Origin of the sequence: Actinomadura viridis (assembly GCF_015751755.1) — a bacterium.
GTDB classification, from domain to species: domain Bacteria; phylum Actinomycetota; class Actinomycetes; order Streptosporangiales; family Streptosporangiaceae; genus Spirillospora; species Spirillospora viridis.
The window spans coordinates 6,319,544-6,341,188 of sequence record NZ_JADOUA010000001.1; the positions used below are offsets into that span (position 1 = coordinate 6,319,544).

Here is a 21,645-nt window from a genome sequence, read left to right on the forward strand (position 1 = left end):
TCCGCCCGGTTCCGCTGGGTCCCCCCGTTAAGGGATGACATGGTCATGGGCGATGAGCCTCCCGGAGCCGCCGCCGCGCCGCGGGCTCGGCACGCCGGTGGCCGTGGAAGTGGCCCGGATGGTAGAGGTGCGAACGGGTGCCGCCCGCCGCCAGCGCGGGGCCGACGAGCACGAGCGTGTGCTTCCACAGCCGGTGGGCCTTCACCGTGGCCGCCAGCTCGCCGAGGGCGCACCGCACCACCAGCTCGTCCGGCCAGGTGGCCTGGTAGGCGACCACGCAGGGGGTGTCCTCGGGGTAGCCGCCCTCCAGCAGTTCCTCCTGGAGCTGCCCGGACCTGGCGGCGGACAGGAACAGCGCCATCGTCGTCCCGTGCCGCGCGAACTCGCGGACCTCCTCGCCCGGAGGCATCGGCGTCTTGCCGCCGCCGAGCCGGGTGAGGACGACCGACTGCGCCACCTCGGGGATGGTCAGCTCCCGCTCCACCGCCGCCGCCACCGCGCTGAAGCTGGACACCCCGGGAATGACCTCGGTCTGCAGGCCCATCTCCTTGCAGCGGTCGAGCTGCTCCTGCAGCGCGCCCCACAGCGCCGGGTCGCCGGAGTGGATGCGGGCGACCGTCAGCCCCTCGGCGACGGCCCGCTCGTAGTACGGCAGGACGCCCTCCATGGGGAGCCTCGCCGAATCGACGATCTCGGCGTCCTCCCGGGCGTGCTCCAGCACGTCCGGGTGCACCAGGCTGGCCGCCCAGATCACCACGTCGGCCGCCGCGATCGCGCGGGCCGCGCGGAAGGTCAGCAGGTCGGCGGCGCCCGGCCCGGCGCCCACGAACAGCACCCTGCCTGCGGGAGCACCCATCAGAGCCTTCCTCCCCGGGCGATACGGCGGCCCGGCACGATCAGCGTGGACAGATACGGAACGGGGCCGGCCACCTCGCGTGCGGGCCGGACCTGCTCGCCGGGCAGGCCGAGCCGTGCGCCGTAGCACGCGTCCTCCAGCCGCCCGGCCTCCTTGAGCGCCTCGATCACCTCTCCGGCGACCGCGCCGAACTTGTAGGCGACCACGGTGTCACCGGTCTCCAGCGCCGCCCGGAACGGTTCGACGCCGCCGGTCAGCGGCAGCAGGGACAGTGACTCCGCCCCCTCGGCCAGCACGGTGCCGGAGCGGGACGCCAGGTCCTGCATGGCGGTGATCCCGGGCACGGTCGCGATCTCGGCCTCCGGCCGCAGCTCCCGCACGGTCTGGGCGAGGTAGGTGAAGGTCGAGTAGACGTTGGGGTCGCCGATGGTGGCGAACGCCACGGTCGCGGCGCCCTCGTCGAACGCCCGGACGACCCGTTCGGCGGCGGCGTCCCAGGCGGCGGCGCGGCGCGCGGTGACGCCGCCGCGGTCGTTCAGCGCGAACACCACCCGCTCGGCCTTGCCCGTGTACGCGCGGACGACCGACTCGGCGCGGCCCTCCTCGTCCAGCGCCATGACGGGCACCAGCACGACGTCGGCCTCCCGCAGCACCCGCACGCCCTTGGCCGTCACCAGCTCGGGGTCGCCGGGACCGACCCCGACACCGACCAGCCGCCCGGCCCGCCCGGCCCGTCCGGCCTGTCCTGCCCGATCGGCCTGTCCGGCCCGGTCATGGTCGGCCAGGTCGGCGGCGATCAGGCTGAACAGGTGCTGGTCGACGAGGCCGCGCGGACCCCGTCCGGCGGACCGCAGCAGGCCCTCGCGCCGGAACCCGGCCTTCTCGGCCACCCGGACGGAGGCGTGGTTGCCGGTGCCGGCGCGCAGCTCGATCCGGTTGAGCCCGCCGCCGTCCGCGCGCAGCGCCCAGCGGGCGAGCACGCGGAGCGCGCCGGTCGCCAGCCCGCGCCCGCGCGCGCCCGGCCGGATCCCGTAGCCGGCCTCGGCCGCGCGGACCGGCCAGTCGGGCCGGTAGAGCCCGATCGTGCCGTTCAGCTCGCCGGTCCGCGGGTCGGCCACGACCAGGTGCAGGCCCCGGCCCGACCGCGGGATCTGGTGCGCGCCCGTCTCCAGCCACCAGGCCAGCGCTTCGCCGGGCGGCGGGACGTTGGGCGGCAGGAAGTCCTCGCCCGCACGCATCGCGTCGGCGATCGCGTCGGCGTCGCGGAGCCCGAAGGGCCGCAGCAGGACGTCCTCGCCCTCCAGGGTCAGCGCCTCGTCGAAGGTGCTCACGGTGCCTCCGCCTCTCCATCCGGCGGGCCTGCGGAACCGGCTCCGGCCACGGGGACCCGGCGGCTCGCCTCGACCATCCGTTCGGCGAACCGGGGCTCGCCCGCCCAGTGCAGGTGCAGGTAGGAGGCGACGCACCCGCCCTGGACGAACCCCTCCGGCGCCGTGGTGGACCATTGCCACGCCGCCGTCGTGCCGTGGGGCGGGTCGGTGACGGTCCGGTGGAACTCGTGCCCGCGCACCCGTTCGCCGGTACGGGCGACCACGGAGTCGGCGACGGCCACGGCGGACCGGTAGCCGAGCGTCAGCCGGGGCCCCATCGTGGCGGTGACGTCCCCCAGCACCCCGCACATCGGCCGGCCGTCCAGCTCGCGCGCCAGGTAGAGCAGCCCGGCGCACTCGGCGTACACCGGCCCGCCCCGCCCCCGGGGATCGGCGAACGCGGCCAGTGCGCGGCGCAGCGGCTCGTTGGCCGACAGGTCCGCGGCGTACATCTCGGGAAAGCCGCCGCCGATGACCACGCCGCGGGTGCCCTCGGGCAGCCGCTCGTCGCGCAGCGGGTCGAAGCGCACGACGTCCGCGCCCGCCGCCTCCAGCAGCTCCTCGTTCTCCTTGTATCCGAAGGTGAACGCCGGGCCGCCCGCCATCGCGATCCGGGGCCGCCCGCCCCGCGCGTCCGTGACGTCCGGCCGCACCTGCCCGGCGGGGTCCCAGGGAGCCGCGTGCAGGTCCGGCGCCGAACGGGCCAGCGCCATCACGGCGTCGAGATCGCACCCGCCGGCGACCAGCTCGCCGAGCCGGGCGACCGTCGCGACCGCCTCGGCGCTCCGCTCGGCCGCAGGGATCAGCCCCAGGTGCCGGGACGGGGTCTCGACGCCGGACTCCCTCCGCAGCGCGCCCAGCACCGGCACGCCCAGCTCCTCGACGGCGTCGCGGCACATCCGCTCGTGCCCGTCCGAGCCGATCCGGTTGAGGATGACCCCGCCCAGCCGGACGTCCCCGCGCCCCAGGCCACCGTACGTACGGAACCCGTGCACGGTCGCCGCGACCGAACGGCCCGCCGCCGACGCGTCCACGACCAGCACCACGGGCGCGTCCAGGAGCCGCGCGACGTGCGCGGTCGAGGCGAACTCGCCCTGCTCGGCGGCGCCGTCGTACAGGCCCATCACGCCCTCGACCACGGCCAGGCCCGCACCCGCCGCGCCGTGCAGGAACAGCGGGACGACCAGGTCCTCGGAGGTCAGCCACGGGTCCAGGTTGCGGCCCGGACGGCCGGTGGCCAGCGCGTGGTAGCCGGGATCGATGTAGTCGGGCCCGACCTTGTGCGGCGAGACCGCCGTCCCGCGCGCCGCCATCGCCGCCATCAGGCCGGTGGCCACGGTGGTCTTGCCGGCGCCCGAGGCGGGGGCGGCGACCACGAGCCGGGGGACGGCGCTCATCCGGCGCTCACCACTCGATGCCCCTCTGGCCCTTCTGGCCGCGGTCCATCGGATGCCTGACCTTGCCCATCTCGGTGACCAGGTCGGCGAATCCCACCAGCCGCGGATCGGCGTCCCGGCCGGTGATCACCACGTGCTGCGCGCCGGGCCGGTCCCGGAGGACGGCGATGACGTCCTCCACGTCGATCCACCCCCACTTCATGGGGTAGGTGAACTCGTCCAGCACGTAGAAGCGGTACGTCTCGGCGGCCAGGTCGCGCTTGATCTGCTCCCAGCCCTCGCGGGCGTCGGCCTCGTGATCGGCCTCGGTCCCCGGCCGCCGGATCCACGACCAGCCCTCGCCCATCTTGTGCCAGGTCACCGGGGCGCCCTCGCCGCTGTCGCCCAGCACGCGCAGCGCCCGTTCCTCGCCGATCCGCCACTTGGCCGACTTGACGAACTGGAACACCCCGATCGGCCAGCCCTGGTTCCAGGCGCGCAGCGCCAGCCCGAAGGCGGCGGTCGACTTGCCCTTCCCCGGGCCGGTGTGGACGATCACCAGCGGGCGGTTGCGCCGCTCCCTGGTCGTCAGCCCGTCGTCGGGCACCTGTTCCGGCTTACCCTGCGGCATCGCTCACGCCACCTTCCTGGAGGAACGGACCACTCCGGCCAGATCGTCGGCGCCCAGCTCCTCCAGCCGCACCGTCTCGGCCCCGAGCAGGCCGCCCAGCTCGGCCGCCAGCCCCAGCCGGACCGGGCCGGACTCGCAGTCGACGACGACCGAGGCCACCCCCGCCAGCGCCGCGGCGGCGTCCCGCGGGCCGGGGCCGTGGGTGGCGCGGCCGTCGGTCACCACCACCAGGAGCGGGCGGCGGGCCGGGTCGCGCAGACGCTCCACGCGCAGCGTCTCGGCGGCGCGCAGCAGCCCGGCGGCCAGCGGGGTGCGCCCGCCGGTGGGCAGGGTCTCCAGCCGCCGCGCCCCGGCCTCCACCGACGAGGTCGGGGGCAGCGCCAGCTCGGCGCCGGTGCCCCGGAACGTGATCAGCCCGACCTTGTCGCGGCGCTGGTAGGCGTCCAGCAGCAGGCTCAGGACCGCGCCCTTGACCGCCCGCATCCGCCGCCGGGCGGCCATCGAGCCGCTGGCGTCCACCACGAACAGCACCAGGTTCCCCTCGCGCCCGTCCCGGGTCGCCTCGCGCAGATCCTCCGGCGCGACCACGATCCCCGGCCCGGTACGGCCGCGCGCGTGCTGGTGCGGGGCGGCGGCGTGCAGCGTCGCGCTCAGGTGCAGGCCGCGGGACCCGGGCCGGGCGCCCGACACCCGCCCGTACGGGCTGCGGGCCTTGGACCGGCGGCCGGGCGCGCCCGCGCCGGTCCCGGGCACGGTGAAGAGGCGGGGCCGGAACGCCGCGTCCGCCGGGGACGGCTCCCCCTCGGCGGGCCGGTCGCGCCCCGGGCCGTCACCGTCGCCGTCGTCGCCGGTCGCGGGCGCCTGGCGGCGGTCGTCGGCGGGACGCTCGCCCTCGCCCACCGACCGGCCGTTCAGCAGGGCGTCCAGAACGCTCAGCACGTCCCCGCCCCCGGGGCCGTCCGGACCGCCCGGTCCGTCCGGGCCGCCACCAGGGCCGTCCGGGCCGTCGCCGGGGCCGTCGTCATCGGGACCGTCACCGTCCGGTCCCTCCTCACCGGGACGGTCCTCGCCGTCGCCATCGGCGTCCCCGCCGGCGGCGGCGTCCGGACCGGTGCCCTGCCGGGCCTCCCCGGAGCCGGAGCCCGAACCGGAGCCCGAGCCGCCGTACTGGTCGAGGATCTCGTCCAGCTTGTCCTCGTCCAGACCGGGGGCGTCGAACGGGTCGCGGCGGCGCCGGTGCGGCAGCGCCAGCCGCGCCGCGGTCCGCACGTCCTCGGCGGTCACCACGGTGCGGCGGTGCCAGGCGGCCAGCGCGAGCGCGGCCCGCGCGGTCACCAGGTCGGCGCGCAGCCCGTCCACCTCGAACGCGGCGCAGACCGCGGTGATCTGGCCGAGCGCGGCGTCGGTGAGCTCGACCCGGGGCAGCCGGGTCTGCGCCGCGGCGATCCGGGCGGCCAGCTCGGCCTCGGCCAGCGCCCAGCGGGCGGCGAAGCGGACCGGGTCCTCCTCGAAGTCCAGCCGCCGCCGCACGACCTCGGCGCGCCGCGCGGGGTCGCGGGTGGCCGCCACCTCCACGGTCAGCCCGAACCGGTCGAGCAGCTGGGGCCGCAGCTCGCCCTCCTCGGGGTTCATGGTGCCCACCAGCAGGAACCGGGCGGCGTGCCGGATCGACACGCCCTCGCGCTCCACGTGGGACTCGCCCATCGCGGCGGCGTCCAGCAGCAGGTCCACCAGGTGGTCGTGCAGGAGGTTGACCTCGTCGACGTAGAGCACGCCGCGGTGGGCCGCGGCCAGCAGGCCGGGCTCGTAGGCCTTCACGCCCTCGGTGAGCGCGCGTTCGATGTCGAGGGAGCCGGTGAGCCGGTCCTCCGAGGCGCCGACGGGCAGCTCGACCAGCCGGGCCGGCCGTTCCTCGGCGGCGGGCGGCGGCTCGGGCCCGGCGTCCTCGTCGTGGTCGCCGTCCGCGGCGTCGCCGGACGCCGCCCGGTGCGGGCCGTCGGGACACCCGGGATAGGGGTCGCCCGGGTCGCAGGAGAACCGGCAGCCGGCCACGACCGGTACCGAGGGCAGCAGGTCGGCCAGCGCCCGGACGATCGTCGACTTGGCGGTGCCCTTCTCGCCCCGGACGAGGACCCCGCCGGCCCCGGGCGACACGGCGTTGATCAGCAGGGCCAGCTTGAGGTCGTCCATCCCGACGACGGCGGAAAAGGGGTAGCGTGCCGCGGTGCCGCTCGCACGGCTCATCGGCCCATCAGAGAGGGCATGCCTCATCGTCCTTCCCTCGGGTGTCCACGCCCGTGGCGGTCCATCTGAGGGACGCCCCTTCGCACGCCCGAGGCAGGGCGAGCCGATCCTCGCCCGGCCGCGGATCGCCCGCGTCCCTACGACGGCCGGAGTCTCCTGGCTCCCGGATCGCCACTCCCCCTCAGCCTTCCAGCGTCGCCGCCGTGGCCGTACGCGAGGGGGAGCTCCCCATGGTCACAGTTGCGGGACAGCCCCGGATTCGCACCGGGTTCCTCCGCTTCCGTCGCCTGCACAGGATGACATACCGGCAGGAACGGCCCAAGTCTCGGTGGGCCGGAATGCCGGAACGGCCCACGGACGTGCTGGGAGGAGGGCCGGGAAGAGCGGACGGCGGCGAGCGGGCTCAGGAGGCCGGACGACCGGACGAGGCCGGGGGCATGGGCGCGGGGACGAGGGTGCCGTACGGCGGGTCGACCAGGTCGGCGGGCAGGCGGACGGCGGCGGGGACCGCGAACCAGACGGCCTTGCCCTGCGCCCGCGGCGCGCACCGCGACAGGGTGCGCAGCATCCCCCACTGCCCTTCGGAGAGCTCACGGACGATGCTCAGCCCGCGGCCGTAGTCGCCGGAGGTCCACGAGTAGCCGGGCAGGCGGGCGCTCGCGTGGCGGTCGAAGACCGCGCATCGCGCCTGGCCGAGGCCCTCCCCGGACGGGCCGCCCGGCCCCTCGCCGGGAGCGGCGCAGGCGTAGAGCCACAGCTCGTGCGGGCCGTGGTCGGGGGCGTGCTGGTGGGCGTTGGTGGCCAGCTCGCTCACCATCAGCGTGGCGTCGCAGACGGCCGAACGGGGCGCCCCCGCCGAGGTCAGCGCCTCGGCCAGCACCGTGCGCGCGTAACGGACGCACTCGGGGCCGGGGGGCAGCACCCAGGCGCGGCCCAGCGGCGGCGGGCAGAGGGCCGGGGCGCACCGCCCCTGGACCGGCCGGCCCATCACGTGCGGCACTGCGGGAAGGTCCGCCACCGGCACGACGAATCCTCCGGGACTGCCGGCTTTCTCTGGCGAGGTCTGCACGGAGTTCCTCCCACGTTTCCGTCCGTGGTGCTCTGACTCGCGCCACCCCGTCACGCTGGGTTCACGAGCGGTCACGTTTTCTCAGCCTCGCGTGAGATTCTCAGTGGCGCAACACGCTTCGCAAAATTGCCGTTACCGGCATGGACATTTGTGTTGAACGGAACCGACCGAATCGGAAGACTCTCGGCTCATGACCTATCGGCCCACAGTGCGCGGGCGCCGGCTGGCTCGGGAACTTCGCAGGCTGCGAGAGGCGCAGGGGCTCACCCTGCAGGAGGTGGCGGACCGGCTCGACTGGTCCAGGGCCACCGTCTCGCGGCTCGAGACGGCGCAGACCAGGCCGCGACCCAACGACATCGCGGACATCCTAGACCTGTACGGCGTGCCCAGCCCCGACCGGGACGCCCTCATCACCCTCGCCCGCGAGGCGGGGCAGCGCGGCTGGTGGACCGCCTACGCGGACGTGTTCACCGGCAGCTACGTGGCCCTGGAGGATGAGGCGTCCCGCATCCGCACCTGGGACACCCAGCTCATCCACGGGTTGCTGCAGACCGAGGACTACGCCCGGGCGGTGATCACCGCGGGCCGGATGCTGCCCGGCCCCGAGGAGATCGAGCGCCGGATCGCCGCGCGCAAGGCCCGGCAGGCGCTGCTGGACCGCGAGCACGCCCCGCACCTGCACCTGATCGTCGAGGAGGGCGCGCTGCTGCGCCCGATCGGCGGCCGCGAGGTGATGCGGAACCAGTTGTCGGCCCTGGCGGTGGCCGCGGAACGGCCGCGGATCACCATCCAGGTGCTGCCGTTCCACATTGGGGCACATGCCGGACTTGACGGACGTTTCACGATACTTTCGTTTCCGGACCCCGCCGACCCAGATATCGCCTACGTCGAGGGGACGATGGGCGACGTTTATCTTGAAAGCGCCGAGGCAATAGCAACACATGGGGATCGCTTCGCCCGCATAGCGGCGGCGTCCCTCTCCCCCGAGGATTCCGCGCACCTCATCGCCGAGGCAGCAAGGAGCAGCCCGTGAACCACCCCGATCGCGACCTCACCCGAGCCGACTGGCGCAAGTCCTCCCACAGCGGGAGCGGCGACCAGTGCGTCGAAGTGGCGACGCTCAGCGCACACCGGCACGCGGTGCGCGATTCGAAAGACCCACACGGTCCGGCCCTGATGTTCACGCCGGCCGAGTGGCGGACGTTCCTGGACACCCTCCGGCGGACCTGACGGCCGGACCACGCCGGGACCGGCGGAAGGGCGTCCCGGGGGCCGCGGCGATCCACGTCGCGGCCCCCGGCCGTTCCGAGACCGCCTCGAGACAGAATCTAGAACGTGTTCTAGTATCGCGGTGCGTCGATGAGCGGAGGACGACCGATGACCGCGGAACTCAAGCTCGGCATCCACGTCGGGTACTGGCAGCGCGATCCCGAGGACCTGACCGAGACCGTGCAGGCCGCCGAGCGGCTCGGCTACGACTCGGTGTTCACCGCCGAGGCGTACGGCTCGGACGCCTTCACCCCGCTGACCTGGTACGCGGCCCGTACCTCGACCATCAAGCTGGGCACCGCGGTGGCGCAGCTGTCGGCCCGCACCCCGGCGGCCACGGCGATGCACGCCCTCACCCTCGACGCGCTCTCGGGCGGGCGGGTGATCCTGGGGCTCGGCGCGTCCGGCCCCCAGGTGGTGGAGGGCTGGTACGGAGTCCCGTTCCCCAAGCCGCTCGCGCGCACCCGCGAGTACCTCGACATCCTGCGGCAGGTCTGGCGGCGGGAGCGGCCGGTGACCGCCGACGGCCCGCACTACCCGCTGCCTTACCCGGGCGGTGCCGGGCTGGGCAAGCCGCTGAAGTCGATCGTCCACCCCGTCCGCCCGGAGATCCCGATCTACCTGGGCGCGGAGGGGCCGAAGAACATCGCCCTGGCCGCCGAGGTCGCCCAGGGCTGGCTGCCGATGTTCATCGACCCGGCGCAGATCGAGCCGCTGTTCGGGGCGTCCCTGGCCGGCCGCCCGGAGGGCTTCGAGATCGCCGCGACCGTCACCACGATCGTCACCGACGACCTGGACGCGGCCCTGGAGTTCGCCAAGGTGCCGCTGGCGTTCTACATCGGCGGCATGGGCGCCAAGGACCGCAACTTCCACCTGGACCTGATCGGCCGGCTGGGCTACGCCGAGGAGGCCGCGCGCGTCCAGGAGCTGTTCCTGGACGGCCGGCGGGACGAGGCGATCAAGGCGGTGCCCGCCGGGCTGGCCGACTCGATCTCCCTCCTCGGGCCGCTGGGCCGGATCAAGGAACGGCTGGAGGCGTGGCGGGACAGCCCCGTCACCACCCTGCTCCTCGGCGGCGTCAAGGACGAGCCGACCCTGCGCGCCCTCCGCGACCTGGTGCACGGCTGACACCCCGGCCGTCCCGCCCCCGCCGGTCCGCGCGGAGCGGCCGTGTAGGGGCCGGGAGGCCGGGCACACCTGGCCCCACGGGGCCGGCCGCCCGGCCGGGCCGGCGAGGAAGATCACATTGCGCCCCGGAATGCGCGGCGCGGCCCCGTCGCTGAAACGGATGCCCGCGCACGCGGAGGAACCGGAGGGAACGGCGATGTCCGAGCAGACCGGGGAAGCCGGGGTGGCCAGGAAGGCCACGGAGGCCAGGGAGGCGGGGGCGACCGCCGCCCGGCTGCTGGTCCGCACGCTGGAGGCCGAGGGCGTGGAGTACGTCTTCGGCATCCCCGGCGAGGAGAACATCCACTTCGTCGACGCCCTGCGCGACTCCTCCATCCGCTACGTCCTCGTCCGCCACGAGCAGGGCGCGGCGTTCATGGCCGAGATCTACGGCCGGCTGACCGGCAGGGCGGGGGTGGCCTCGGCCACGCTCGGCCCCGGCGCGATCAACCTCCAGCTCGGCGTGGCCGACGCCACCACCAACAGCACGCCCGTCGTGGCGATCTCCGCGCAGGTGGGCCTGGACCGCATCTACAAGGAGTCGCACCAGATCGTGGACCTGGTGTCGCTGTTCCGCCCGATCACCAAGTGGTCGGAGCTGGCGCTGACCGCCGAGGCCCTGCCGGAGATGGTGCGCAAGGCGTTCAAGACCGCGCAGACCGAACGGCCCGGCGCGGTCTACCTGGCGATCCCCGAGGACGTCGAGGCCGCCCCGGTGGCGCCGGAGATCGGGCCGCTGCCGGTCAACGTCGTCCGCCCGCAGGAGCCCTCCCCCGCCCAGATCGCCCGCGCCGCGGACGTCGTCGCGCTCGCCCGGCGGCCGATCGTGCTGGCCGGGCACGGCGCCGCCCGCGACGGCGCGAGCCAGGCGCTGACCGGTTTCGCCGAACGGCTCGGGCTGCCGGTCGCCACCACCTTCAACGGCAAGGGCGTCTTCCCCGACGACCACCCCAACGCGCTCGGCGCCGTGGGGTTCATGCGCCGCGACTACGTCAACTTCGGCTTCGACGAGGCCGACGTGCTGATCGCGGTCGGGTACGAGCTGCAGGAGTTCGATCCGGCGAAGGTCAACCCGGACGCGGACAAGAAGATCATCCACATTCACCGGTTCGCCGCCGAGGTGGACGACCACTACCCGGTCGAGGTCGGCATCCAGGGCGACATCTCCCGCTCGCTGCGGGCCCTGGCCGACGCGGTGCACCGCCGCTTCGACGTGGACGCCACCGACCGCGAGATCCGCCGGATGCTGCGCGCCGAGCTCGACCAGGGCCGGGCCGACGACGGCTTCCCCCTGTCGCCGCTGCGCGTGGTCGCCGACATCAGGGAGGCCATGGGCCGCCACGACATCGTGCTGGCCGACACCGGCGCGGTGAAGATGTGGATGGCCCGCATGTACCCGACGTACGAGCCGAACACGCTGCTGGTCTCCAACGGCCTGTCCTCGATGGGCTTCGCGGTGCCGGGCGCGATCGCCGCCAGGCTCGCCAGCCCCGGACGCCGGGTGCTGGCCGCCACCGGCGACGGCGCGTTCCTGATGAACTCGCAGGAGCTGGAGACGGCGGTCCGGGAGAGGATCCCGATCACGGTGCTGATCTGGGAGGACGACGCGTACGGCCTGATCGAGTGGAAGATGGGGCTGGAGCTGGGGCGCAGCTCCCACACCGCCTTCTCCAACCCCGACTTCGTCACCTACGCCGAGAGCTTCGGCGCCAAGGGGTACCGGATCTCCTCGGCCGGCGAGCTGCTGCCGACGCTGCGCAAGGCCCTCACCGACGAGGGCGTCTCGGTGATCACCGTCCCGGTCGACTACTCGCACAACCTGCGCCTGACCGACACCCTGGGCGAGCTGACCGGCCCCTTCTGACCGTGCCGCCCCGCGCGGGAACGCGGTGCGCCCCCGGCCTCGGACCGGGGGCGGTGGCGGACCGTGAGGTCAGCCGGAGGCCAGCGCCTCGCGCCAGATCGGGCTGTCGACGTAGTGGTTGTCGTAGAGCTCGGAGGAGTCCTTGATGTCCTGGACGGTGGCCTCTCCCTTGGTGACGCGCTCCAGCAGGCGGTAGTAGTCGAAGCGGGGCATACCGGGAGTGAAGACCACCAGGACGTCGGCCTCGTGGCCGGGCGCCGGCGCGAAGGCGTGCGGCGTCGTGGGCGGGACGAGGAGGAAGTCCCCGGTGTTCAGGGTGTGGATCCGCTCGCCGGTGAGGACCCGCAGCGAGCCGCCGAGGACGAAGAACGTCTCACCGGCGCGGGTGTGGAAGTGGGCCGGGGCGCCGGGAGACCCCTTCTGGAGGGTCGCCCGGTTGGCCGTCAGCGCGCCGCCGGTCGCGCCGGAGTCGGCCAGCAGGGTGATGAGGCTGGTGGGACCGTCGGCGAGGGTCTCGGCCTCGGACGCGCGGACGAGCACCGGGGCGGCGATCGTGTTCTCCTTCGTCATGACCACCACGCTAGGTCCGGAAAAGACCCGAAGTAGGGTGCAATTCCGTGGAGGATTCATGGGTCAATCTTGCGGAGCGGATCGGCAGTGATCTGCATCTGGAACTGTCCGGGCCGGGGAGCCGCCGCGCCGTCCTGGTCCGCGCGCTGCGCGCGGCCGTCCAGGACGGGAGGCTCGCGCCGGGCACCCGGCTCCCTCCGTACCGTTCCCTCGCCGCCGATCTCGGAGTGCCGCGCAGCACCGTCGCGGACGCCTACGCCACGCTGACCGCCGAGGGCCGGCTGATCGCCCGGCAGGGTTCCGGCACCCGTGTCGCGCCCCGGGCCGCACCGATCCGGTCCCCGCGCGTCCCGAAGAAGGTGCCCGCGCGTCCGGGCGCACCGGCGCACGATCTCCGGCAGGGCCGACCGGACGCCGCGTCCTTCCCCCGCTCGGGGTGGCTGTCCTCCGCCCGCCGCGCGCTGACCGCCGTGCCCAGCGAGGCGTTCGGGCCGGGTGACCCGCAGGGGCGGCCCGAGCTGCGCCGTGCGCTGGCCGGGTATCTGGCGCGGGCCCGTGGCGTCCGGACGACGCCGGACCGGATCGTGGTGTGCTCGGGGTTCGCGCACGCCCTGCGGCTGCTGTTCGGCGGCAGGGTCCTGCGGGGCCCGCTGGCCGTGGAGTCCTACGGCCTCGCTTTCCACCGTTCCCTGCTGGACGCCGCGTCCGTCCGCACCGTTCCGCTGGCGCTGGACGAGCACGGCGCCCGCACTCCCGAGCCGGAGTCCCTGAGAGCGGTGCGGGCGGTGCTGCTCACGCCGGCGCACCAGTTCCCGACCGGCGGCCCGCTGCACTCCGAGCGGCGCGCGGCCACGGTCGACTGGGCCCGTGCCCGCGGCGGCGTGATCCTGGAGGACGACTACGACGGCGAGTTCCGCTACGACCGCGAGCCGGTCGGCGCCGTCCAGGGACTCGACCCCGAGCGGGTCCTCTACCTCGGCTCGGCCAGCAAGAGCCTGTCACCGGCGTTGCGGCTGGGCTGGATGGTCCTCCCCGAGCATCTGGTGGAGCCCGTCCTGGCCGTCAAGGGCGAACGGGAGGCCTGGGCCGGGGTCACCGACCAGCTCACCCTCGCCGACTTCATCGCCGCCGGCCGGTACGACAAGCACATCCGCCGGATGCGCCAGCACTACCGGTCCCGCCGCGACCGTCTCGTCGCCGCCCTCGCCGCCCAGGCCCCGCACGTCACGCCGACCGGTATCGCCGCCGGGCTGCACGCCGTCCTGCGCCTGCCCCCCGGGACGGAGGGCAGCACCGTCAAGGCCGCCGCCCGGCAAGGGATCGGGCTGGACGGCCTGGCCGCCTTCCGGCACCCGGCCGCCACCATGCCGCACCAGGACGGCCTGGTCGTCGGCTACTCCACCCCACCCGAACACGCCTACACCGCGGCCCTGGAAGCCCTGTGCCGGATCCTGCCCCCGCCACCCGGCACGCCGTGACGGGCAGGGGCGCGGGGCCTCACGCCCGTACGGCGGCGGTCGCCTCGTCCAGGAAGGGCAGGACGGCGCCCAGGAACCGGCCGGGCGCCTCGGCGAACGGCGCGTGCCCGGTGGGCATCGACCGCCAGGCCGCGCCGGGGATCGCCCGGCGGACGCCCGCCGCGTCCAGGCCGACCATGGGGTCGCGGGTGCCCCACACCAGCAGGGTCGGCGCGGTGATCGCCGCCGCCCGCGGACGCAGGTCGTGCTCGGGGGCGGCGAAGCTGCGCCACAGCGCCGCGGCCACCCGGTGGGCGCCCCGGTCATGGCGGCGGGCGGCGTCCCGGGCGATCATCTCGCGGACCTCCGGGGTGCGGCGGCGCAGGTAGAGCCGGGGCAGCCGGCCGGCCATCAGCCGCATCGCCGGCTCGGTCCCCATCACGCGGATGAACCCGCGGGTGGCCGGGTTCAGCGTGCTGAACCCGCCGCTGTTGACCAGGACCAGCGCGACGACCCGGTCCGGGTGCGCGATCGCGAGGCGGGCCGCGGCGTATCCGCCCACGCTGTTGCCGATCACCGCGACCCGGTCCAGCCCGAGCCCGTCGACGATCTCGGGCAGGACCCGCGCGTACGCCATCGCCGACGGCGGCTCCGGCGGACGCGCGGACGCCCCGTACCCCGGCCAGTCGACGGCGTGGACCGCGTACCGCTGGGCCAGCGCGGGCACCACCGCGTCGTAGTCGCGGTGGCAGCCCGGATTGGCGTGCAGCAGCAGGAGCGGAGGCCCCTCGCCCGTCACCGCCACCGTGACCGTCCCCAGCGAGGTCCCGACCTCTCGGATCATTTGCGTTCCCCTCCCCCTGAGCCGCCGCGGCCTTCCCCTGCCCCGGCGGCACGCCGACGACGCTAGACAGCCATCCGCCGCGTCACCCGCCGCTTGCCGCTTCCGGCCACGCACTGCGGCGCCGCCCGGGGCGGCCCGGGGCGGCCCGGCTGAGGCACCGCCCGGGTCAGGCGCGGCAGAGGATCTCGCCGTGGAGGACGGCGTACCATCCGTCATCGGCGGCGGCCCAGGCCTTCCAGCCCTCGTAGAAGCGCCGCAGCTCCTCGCGCGTCGCGTGGCCGCCCGCCACGGCCCGTTCCGCGACGGCCGAGCGGACCATCCGGCCGCCCCAGGACTCGCTCCACCACTCGCGTTCCTCCGGGGTGGAGTACGTCCAGGTGGAGGTGCTCGCGGTGACGTCGGTGAACCCCGCCCGCCGCGCCCACGACACCAGCCGCCGCCCGGCGTCCGGCTCGCCGCCGCTCGCCCGCGCGACCGCGTAGTAGACGGGACGCCAGGCGTCCATGCCGGGCGGATCCGGGTACCAGACCATCCCGCCGAAGTCGGCGTCCCGCGCCGCCACGACGCCCCCCGGTCGGCACACGCGCCGCATCTCGCGCAGCACCTGGACCGGGTCGGCGACGTGCTGGAGGACCTGGTGGGCGTGCACGACGTCGAAGGAGCCGTCCGGGAAGTCCAGCGCGTGCGCGTCCGCGACGGCGAACCCGACGTTCGCGAGCCCCCGGGCGGCCACCGTCCGCCGCGCCTCCTCCAGCACCTCGCCGGAGGCGTCGACGGCGGTCACGGTGCCGGGCGCGACCCGTTCGGCCAGGCCGGCGGTGATCGTCCCGGGTCCGCACCCCACGTCCAGCACCGCGAGCCCGGCGCGGAGCGAGGCGGTCAGGTACGCCGCCGAGTTCTCCACGGTGCGCCACTGGTGGGAGCTCAGCACCGTCGCGTGGTGGCCATGGACATAGCCCTCGGCGAAGGTCATGGGGATCACCGCTTCCGTCCGTCGCTGATCCGCACTCTAGACCACTCTCTCATTATCTGAGAAATGTGTTTCACATATTGAGACATGTTCGGGGCGGGATCGGGCCCGGCACGCGAGAAGGGTGGAACCGGATCTCCCGGCTCCACCCTTCTCGTCGGCTCAGGCTCCGCCCTGCCTAGGCGGCCTCCGCCAGCGCGGCGTGGCGCGCGGGCACGGGGGCCGGGGCGGACAGCGTCTCGATCATGGCCAGCGGGGGCGCGGCCTCTGCGGACCCGGGCCAGGCGTGCTCGGCGTAGGCGTTCACGGTCAGGTGCGACAGTTCGGTGAGCCACGGCTCGACGACGGTCCGCTCGGCGGGGCCGTCCAGCCGCGGGTGAGTGAGGTGGAAGGTGCCGGTCGCTGCGCTCACTGCCACTACCCCTTTCTGCGCCCCGGTGGACCGCCCTCCCCCTGAGGGCCGTTCCACCGGGCGGGATGTACCCGGAGGTACGCATCGAACAAGGTCACCGGCCCGATGCTTATTCCTTGGTGTACCCCGGATCACGCTCTCAACTTACGCACCGGCACTGACATTTTTCCGAACAGTCGTTCCCCTCCCACAGGCCCCAGGGATCAGTCCGGCACGGGCGCCGGATCGGTGGTGACCGACCGGAGCAGCGGCCGGCTCAGCGCGCTCGCGCCGAGGACGGCGGCGCCGCCGGCGACCACGAACGCGCCGAGCGTCCAGGCCCCCGCGTACCCGAACTCCGCGGCGAACGGCAGGGCGAAGAACACTCCGGTGAGCAGGGAGCCGCCGCCCATCACCGCGAGCGGGACGAGCGTCTCGGCCAGGCGCGCCCGGTCCAGGACTGCCAGCGGCGTGCCCGCCAGGCGCAGCGTCGCGTACGTCTCCCGGCGGTCCAGCACGGAGGAGGCCCCGGTGATCCCCGCGCTGGCGACGGCGATGAGGAACGACACCGTCAGGACCGTCAGCGACCCGGTGCGCAGATCGGCCACCAGATGACGTTCGGCCCCCATGTCGGCGGGGGTGGTGGCGACCTGGCCGGGAACGAGGCCGGTCAGCGCGGTACGGGCCCGGTCGAGCGCGGCGGCGCCGCCCGGCACCGTGACGGCGACGATCGCGGGCGCCGCCGCGCCACCGCCCGCCGCGCCACCCTCCGCCGCGCCACCGCCCGCCGCGCCGCCCGGCGGCCCGCCGCCCGTCCCCCGGGTCACGGTGATCCGGGCGCCGAGACCTTCCGTGCGCTTCGCGGCCTGCGCCGCGACCGCGGCGGACCGTTCCCCCGGCACCGCGAGTTCGAGCCGGTCGGCGGCCCCCGTACCGGTGACGGACGGGTTGAGCAGGGACAGGAAGCCCGCGACGAACCCGCCCAGGGCGATGCCCGCGACCGTCCGCCAGGCCGACCGGGGATCGTCCACCAGGCGGCGCCCGGCCAGCAGCCAGGCCGGGCCGCGCGCGGTGCCGACGACGACGCGGCCGAGCAGCGCGGCCACCCACGGCCCGACCAGGTTGAGGCCCAGGAAGGCCAGCGCCAGGAAGACCAGCAGGATGACCAGGCCGGCGTTCCCCATGCCCGCCAGCCCACCACCGACGATCCCGAACGCCAGCACGAGGGCGACCAGGACGATCAGCCGCACCGCGCGCAGGGCGGGCGGGGTCACCCGCTGCGCCACCCCGAGCGGGCTCACCACGACGCGCCGCAGCCCCGCGACCGCGCTGACGCCCACCAGCAGCGGCACCGCGACCAGGACCCCGGCCACCGGAAGCACCCCCGGCCACAGGTCGCCGGTGAACGAGCGTCCGCCGCCGACCGGGATCCGGCCGAGCGCGGGGATCGCCGCCGCGTACACCAGCGCCCCGGTGAGGGAGCCCGCCGCCGCGGTCAGCACGGCCTCGGCGGTGGTCAGGGCGACGACCTGGCCGGGCGTGGCGCCCACGAGGCGCAGCGCGGCCAGCCGCTCGTCCCGCCGGGCCACGGTGAGCCGGGCCGCCGCGCCTCCGAAGACCAGCAGCGGTACGACCATCAGCACGGCCGCGATGACCATGAGGGCGCGGTAGATCTGGGACCGCAGCGACACCGCCCCCGTGTCGAAGGCGTCGATGGGCGCGGGCGAGGCGACCGGCTCCCAGCCCCGGACGCGTTCCTCGCGCGGGGCGGTCATGGCGGGGTCGTGCGCGTGCCGGCCGACCACGGCGACCAGTTCGGCGGGATGCTCCAGCGCGTCCCGGCCGAGGGTCCCGGCGGGCGGGGCGCCGAATCTCCGGCCGAGCTGGTCGGAGGGCAGTTCGCGGATCAGCCGGCCGAGCGCCGGCGACACCCAGGTCTCGCCCGGCCGGGGGAAGCGCGCCATTCCCGGAGGGACCGGCGCCCGGCCGTCCAGCGCGGCCAGCTCGACGACCGTGATGGGACGCCCCCGCACGTGGTCGGTGGAGCGGGCCAGCACGGCCGTGGCGGGGCCGGTCGTCGCGGCGCGGTGCCGCCAGGCGTCCGCGTCGGCCCGTTCCCCGAACGCGTGGACGGCGCCCACCGCGAACAGCAGCAGCCCGGTGGACACGGCGACGGCCGCCCAGGTCAGCGCCGCGCCCAGCGCACCGCGACGGCCCCCGCCGCGCAGCAGCCGCCAGGCCAGCCCCGGAACGCAGCGCATCACGCCACCCCGCCCGGCGCCAGGACGAGGCCGTCGCGGACCTCCACCGTGCGGTCGCACCAGCGCGCCACGTTCGGGTCGTGCGTCACGACCGCGAGGGAGGCGCCGTTGCTCTTGGTGGCCTCCACCAGCAGGCGCATCGTGTCCTGGCCGGTGGCCTGGTCGAGCGCACCGGTCGGCTCGTCGGCGAAGACCACCGCGGGGCGGCCGGCCAGGGCGCGGGCGATCGCGACCCGCTGGGCCTGCCCGCCCGACAGCTCGCCGGGACGGCGGTTCTCCATGCCCGCCAGGCCGAGCGGCCCGAACCAGCCCCGGGCCGCCCGGACGGCCTCGCGCCGCGGCGTGCCGCCGAGCATCAGCGGCAGCGCCACGTTCTCGTCGGCGGGCAGTTCCGGCAGCAGCCGGCCGAACTGGAAGACGAAGCCGAACCTGGTCCGCCTCAGCTCGCTGCGGCGGCGCTCGCCGAGCGCGTCGATCCGCCGGCCGAGCAGGTGGACCTCGCCCGCGTCCGGCCGGACGATCCCGGCCAGGCAATGCAGCAGGGTCGACTTGCCGGAGCCGCTCGGCCCCATGATCGCGACCGCCTCGGCCCGGCCCACCGCGAGATCGACGCCGCCCAGCGCCACCGTGGACCCGAAACGCTTGACCAGCCCCGTACCGGACAGGACGGGGGCGCCCGGCGATACGCCGATGCCCGGCGGGACGGCCGGGGCGGGATTCGGATGAAGCTCCTTCATGCGTCCACCGTGCGCCCGGCCGCCGGTCCGCCGCATCGGACGTTAGGCCGGTCCGTGCCCGCCGGCCTCGGCCGAACGGCCGATCCCCGCGCCGGCGCGAGTCCGTACCCCGCCCGCCGCGACGAGCGGCTGGAGCTGGCGCGCGACCTGCACGACTTCGTCGCCCACCACGTGACCGGAATCGTCGTCCAGGCGCAGGCCGCGCGGTTCACCCTCGGCACGGAGGCCGCGCGCGATCCCGAACGGCTCGGCCTGATGCTCGGCGGCATCGAGGCCGCCGGCACCGAGGCGCTGACCTCGATGCGCCGCATGGTCGGCCTGCTCCGCGAGGCGCAGGGCGAGACCGGCGCGGACGGCGCGGACGGCGCCGACGGCGCGGACGCCACCGCCGTCCAGGTCAGCGTGGTCCGGCTCGCGCGCGGCGACGGCTCGGTGGAGGTGGCGGTGCGCGACGACGGGCGGGGCCGGGGCGCGCCTGCCGGCCGGCGGGTTCGGCCTGGCGGGCCTGCGGGAACGGGTCGAGGCGATCGGCGGGCGGCTGCGCGCCGGGCCGCGGCCCGAGGGCGGCTGGGAGGTCGTGGCGGTCATTCCGGACCGCCGCCCCTGAGAGAATCGGCACCGTGACCATCCGCGTACTGATCGCCGACGACCAGGAGATGGTCCGGACCGGATTCCGGATGATCATCGATTCGCGGCCCGGCATGGAGGTGGTCGGGGAGGCCGCCGACGGCGTGCGGGCCGTGGAGCTGGCCCGGCGGCTGCGGCCGGACGTGTGCCTGTTCGACATCCGGATGCCCCGCATGGACGGGCTGGAGGCGACGCGGCTGCTGGCCGGGCCGGAGGTGCCCGACCCGCTGCGCGTGGTGATCGTCACGACGTTCGACATGGACGAGTACGTCTACGGCGCGCTGCGCGCCGGCGCCGCCGGCTTCCTGCTCAAGGACGGCGGCCCGGCACTGCTGCTGGAGGCCGTCCGGGCGGCGGTGAACGGCGGCTCCCTGGTCTCGCCCTCGATCACGGTCCGGCTGCTGGAACGGCTGACCGTCCCGTCCCCGGCCACGGCGCCGCCCCGCGAGCCGCTCACCGGGCGCGAGCTGGAGGTCGTCCGGCTCGTCGCGCGGGGAAGGACGAACGACGAGATCGCGGGGGAGCTGTTCGTCTCGCTCTCCACGGTCAAGACCCACCTCGGCAGCGTCCAGCGCAAGCTGGACGCCCGCAACCGGGTCGAGATCGCCGCGTGGGCCTGGGAGACCGGCCTCATGCGCTGACCGGCCGTTCCGCGGTCACCACCCGGCGCGCGGGCACGCGCGCCTGCCGGCGAACCGGCGAAGCGCGCCGACGGAGCGCGCACGTCAACGAACACCTCGATGAAAGGGAACGGCGCCTGGTGCCGGAGTCGCTCAACGACATCCCCGTGGCGGTCATCACGCTGTGGGCGCTCGCGGTCGCGGGATGGAGCATCGTCGCGGCGGGCCTGTACCGCGGGATGTCGGGTTTCCCCCGCCGTACGGCGCTGATCGCGCACACCCTGTCCGCGCCGGGGCTGGTGCTGGTCTCGGCGATGCTCGGCCTCGGCGCGCTGTACGGCATGATCGCCGCCACCGCCGAATGGTGGGTCCTGGCCCTGATCACCGGTTTCCGCCCGGAACGGCTGGTCGCGGCCGGGTCGCCGCCACGGCTGGCGGCCTGGTCGGCGCTCACCGCGCTCGCCGTCTCCGGCGCCACCCCGCTGGTCTTCCACGGGTGACGAACGGGTGGCGAACCGGCGGTGCGTGCGCGGGGTCAAAGCTACGTAGTATCCGGACCAAAGCGCGGCAAAAGGACCTCCGGAGGTGGATCATGCCGTGTGCGCTGTGCGGCGACATCATCCCGACCGAGGTCGCGCGCTGCCCCGCCTGCGGCGCGTGGGCGCGGCGCCGGGACTTCCGGGCGGTCGGCGTCGCGGTGTTCATGCTGCTGGGCTTCAACGCGTTCATCGCGCTCGGCTCGGGGATGAGCCTGGTCCGGCTGCTCGACCCGCTGCGCGAGGCCACCCACGACACCTACGACCCGGCGCTCACCGGGCGGGCGATCGCCCCGTACACCGACGTGTTCGTGATCGGCACGGTGATGGCCGGGATCACCGGGCTGCTGTACCTGGGCTGGCTGTGGCGCGCGTACCGGCAGGCCCCCGGCCCGCACCGGCACCGGCAGGCGTGGGTGCTGTTCGGCTGGATCTGCCCCCTGGTCAACCTGTGGGTGCCGCCCCGCGTGGTGTACGACGTGTGGGTCAACAGCGGCCGGTTCCGCGCGGCGCAGCGGCATCTGGTGGGCCTGGTCGTGACGGTCTGGTGGATCTTCGTCCTGCTGGGCGTCGGGCTGTCCCGGCTCTTCTCGCACAGCGGCGTGCAGACCCTGGCGGACGCGCGGTACTCGGTGCACCTGGGGGTGGCCGCGGCGGCCTGCCAGGCGCTGGCCGCCGCGCTCTGCATGACGATCGTGTTCCAGGTCACCCGCCTCCAGATCGCCCGCGACCTCTGAGCCCCCGCCCGCCGGCCCCGCCCAGCCGCGGCCCCGCAGCGGCCCGCGC

At 75.1% G+C, this 21,645-nt stretch carries 21 protein-coding genes and 1 riboswitch; of the genes, 9 read left to right on the top strand and 12 right to left on the bottom strand.

Annotated features, from left to right (window positions below):
* Nucleotides 1–43 precede the first annotated feature (43 nt).
* From cobM to IW256_RS28620, 6 genes are all read right to left on the bottom strand, one after another.
* Entirely contained in the window at nucleotides 44–856 is an 813-nt protein-coding gene (gene cobM, locus IW256_RS28595) for a precorrin-4 C(11)-methyltransferase (protein ID WP_197013901.1), read from the bottom strand.
* Nucleotides 856–2,187, bottom strand: a complete 1,332-nt coding sequence (gene cobI, locus IW256_RS41555) for a precorrin-2 C(20)-methyltransferase (protein WP_307829158.1) — start codon at nucleotides 2,185–2,187, stop codon at nucleotides 856–858. Before cobI ends, cobM begins: the two co-directional genes overlap by 1 nt.
* Nucleotides 2,184–3,623: a cobyrinic acid a,c-diamide synthase CobB gene (locus IW256_RS28605; RefSeq protein WP_197013902.1), complete on the bottom strand. Its 1,440-nt coding sequence runs from the start codon at nucleotides 3,621–3,623 to the stop codon at nucleotides 2,184–2,186. Before IW256_RS28605 ends, cobI begins: the two co-directional genes overlap by 4 nt.
* A gap of 7 nt (nucleotides 3,624–3,630) precedes the next feature.
* A complete protein-coding gene (cobO, locus tag IW256_RS28610) occupies nucleotides 3,631–4,233 on the bottom strand; it encodes a cob(I)yrinic acid a,c-diamide adenosyltransferase (RefSeq protein ID WP_197013903.1) in 603 nt (200 codons plus the stop codon).
* A gap of 3 nt (nucleotides 4,234–4,236) precedes the next feature.
* On the bottom strand, nucleotides 4,237–6,477 hold the full coding sequence (locus IW256_RS28615; RefSeq protein ID WP_197013904.1) for a VWA domain-containing protein: 2,241 nt from the start codon (nucleotides 6,475–6,477) through the stop codon (nucleotides 4,237–4,239).
* 149 nt (nucleotides 6,478–6,626) lie between these two features.
* Nucleotides 6,627–6,752, bottom strand: a riboswitch (cobalamin riboswitch).
* A 128-nt stretch (nucleotides 6,753–6,880) separates the two neighbouring features.
* The gene (locus IW256_RS28620) at nucleotides 6,881–7,501 is read right to left on the bottom strand and encodes an ATP-binding protein (RefSeq protein WP_197013905.1); all 621 of its coding nucleotides are present in this window, start codon (nucleotides 7,499–7,501) and stop codon (nucleotides 6,881–6,883) included.
* Nucleotides 7,502–7,736: 235 nt separating this feature from the next.
* On the opposite strand from IW256_RS28620, the gene IW256_RS28625 reads away from it, so the two are divergent.
* From IW256_RS28625 to IW256_RS28640, 4 genes are all read left to right on the top strand, one after another.
* Nucleotides 7,737–8,579 (top strand): helix-turn-helix domain-containing protein, encoded by an 843-nt coding sequence (locus IW256_RS28625; protein ID WP_197013906.1) that lies wholly within the window; start codon nucleotides 7,737–7,739, stop codon nucleotides 8,577–8,579.
* Nucleotides 8,576–8,776 carry a DUF397 domain-containing protein gene (locus IW256_RS28630; protein WP_197013907.1) on the top strand — a complete coding sequence of 67 codons (201 nt, stop codon included), beginning with the start codon at nucleotides 8,576–8,578 and terminating at the stop codon, nucleotides 8,774–8,776. The genes IW256_RS28625 and IW256_RS28630 overlap by 4 nt, the downstream gene beginning before the upstream one ends.
* A gap of 147 nt (nucleotides 8,777–8,923) precedes the next feature.
* Complete coding sequence (locus IW256_RS28635) at nucleotides 8,924–9,943, top strand: LLM class F420-dependent oxidoreductase (protein ID WP_197013908.1); 1,020 nt, start codon at nucleotides 8,924–8,926, stop codon at nucleotides 9,941–9,943.
* 196 nt (nucleotides 9,944–10,139) lie between these two features.
* On the top strand, nucleotides 10,140–11,846 hold the full coding sequence (locus IW256_RS28640) for an acetolactate synthase large subunit (protein WP_197013909.1): 1,707 nt from the start codon (nucleotides 10,140–10,142) through the stop codon (nucleotides 11,844–11,846).
* A 69-nt stretch (nucleotides 11,847–11,915) separates the two neighbouring features.
* Here IW256_RS28640 and IW256_RS28645 read toward each other — a convergent pair whose 3' ends face one another.
* Entirely contained in the window at nucleotides 11,916–12,416 is a 501-nt protein-coding gene (locus IW256_RS28645) for a cupin domain-containing protein (RefSeq protein ID WP_231403963.1), read from the bottom strand.
* 47 nt (nucleotides 12,417–12,463) lie between these two features.
* Here IW256_RS28645 and pdxR point away from each other — a divergent pair, with 47 nt between their 5' ends.
* Nucleotides 12,464–13,894 carry a MocR-like pyridoxine biosynthesis transcription factor PdxR gene (pdxR, locus tag IW256_RS28650; RefSeq protein ID WP_197013910.1) on the top strand — a complete coding sequence of 477 codons (1,431 nt, stop codon included), beginning with the start codon at nucleotides 12,464–12,466 and terminating at the stop codon, nucleotides 13,892–13,894.
* Nucleotides 13,895–13,913: 19 nt separating this feature from the next.
* Here the strand turns inward: pdxR and IW256_RS28655 are convergent, their stop codons facing one another.
* The 5 genes from IW256_RS28655 to IW256_RS28675 form a co-directional block, all read right to left on the bottom strand.
* On the bottom strand, nucleotides 13,914–14,717 hold the full coding sequence (locus tag IW256_RS28655) for an alpha/beta fold hydrolase (protein WP_197013911.1): 804 nt from the start codon (nucleotides 14,715–14,717) through the stop codon (nucleotides 13,914–13,916).
* 166 nt (nucleotides 14,718–14,883) lie between these two features.
* Nucleotides 14,884–15,690: a methyltransferase domain-containing protein gene (locus IW256_RS28660; protein ID WP_197013912.1), complete on the bottom strand. Its 807-nt coding sequence runs from the start codon at nucleotides 15,688–15,690 to the stop codon at nucleotides 14,884–14,886.
* A gap of 175 nt (nucleotides 15,691–15,865) precedes the next feature.
* Nucleotides 15,866–16,099, bottom strand: coding sequence for a hypothetical protein (locus IW256_RS28665; protein ID WP_197013913.1), 234 nt, complete (start codon nucleotides 16,097–16,099; stop codon nucleotides 15,866–15,868).
* A gap of 203 nt (nucleotides 16,100–16,302) precedes the next feature.
* Complete coding sequence (locus IW256_RS28670) at nucleotides 16,303–18,339, bottom strand: ABC transporter permease family protein (protein ID WP_197013914.1); 2,037 nt, start codon at nucleotides 18,337–18,339, stop codon at nucleotides 16,303–16,305.
* The gene (locus IW256_RS28675) at nucleotides 18,339–19,076 is read right to left on the bottom strand and encodes an ABC transporter ATP-binding protein (protein ID WP_197013915.1); all 738 of its coding nucleotides are present in this window, start codon (nucleotides 19,074–19,076) and stop codon (nucleotides 18,339–18,341) included. Before IW256_RS28675 ends, IW256_RS28670 begins: the two co-directional genes overlap by 1 nt.
* A 54-nt stretch (nucleotides 19,077–19,130) precedes the next feature.
* Here IW256_RS28675 and IW256_RS28680 point away from each other — a divergent pair, with 54 nt between their 5' ends.
* The 4 genes from IW256_RS28680 (at nucleotide 19,131) to IW256_RS28695 (ending at nucleotide 21,596) form a co-directional block, all read left to right on the top strand.
* A complete protein-coding gene (locus tag IW256_RS28680) occupies nucleotides 19,131–19,700 on the top strand; it encodes a histidine kinase dimerization/phosphoacceptor domain-containing protein (protein WP_420535425.1) in 570 nt (189 codons plus the stop codon).
* Nucleotides 19,697–20,344 carry a response regulator gene (locus tag IW256_RS28685; RefSeq protein ID WP_197013916.1) on the top strand — a complete coding sequence of 216 codons (648 nt, stop codon included), beginning with the start codon at nucleotides 19,697–19,699 and terminating at the stop codon, nucleotides 20,342–20,344. The genes IW256_RS28680 and IW256_RS28685 overlap by 4 nt, the downstream gene beginning before the upstream one ends.
* Before the next feature lie 119 nt (nucleotides 20,345–20,463).
* Nucleotides 20,464–20,823 (top strand): hypothetical protein, encoded by a 360-nt coding sequence (locus IW256_RS28690; protein WP_307829159.1) that lies wholly within the window; start codon nucleotides 20,464–20,466, stop codon nucleotides 20,821–20,823.
* A 92-nt stretch (nucleotides 20,824–20,915) separates the two neighbouring features.
* Entirely contained in the window at nucleotides 20,916–21,596 is a 681-nt protein-coding gene (locus IW256_RS28695) for a DUF4328 domain-containing protein (RefSeq protein WP_197013917.1), read from the top strand.
* The last annotated feature ends 49 nt before the right edge of the window (nucleotides 21,597–21,645 follow it).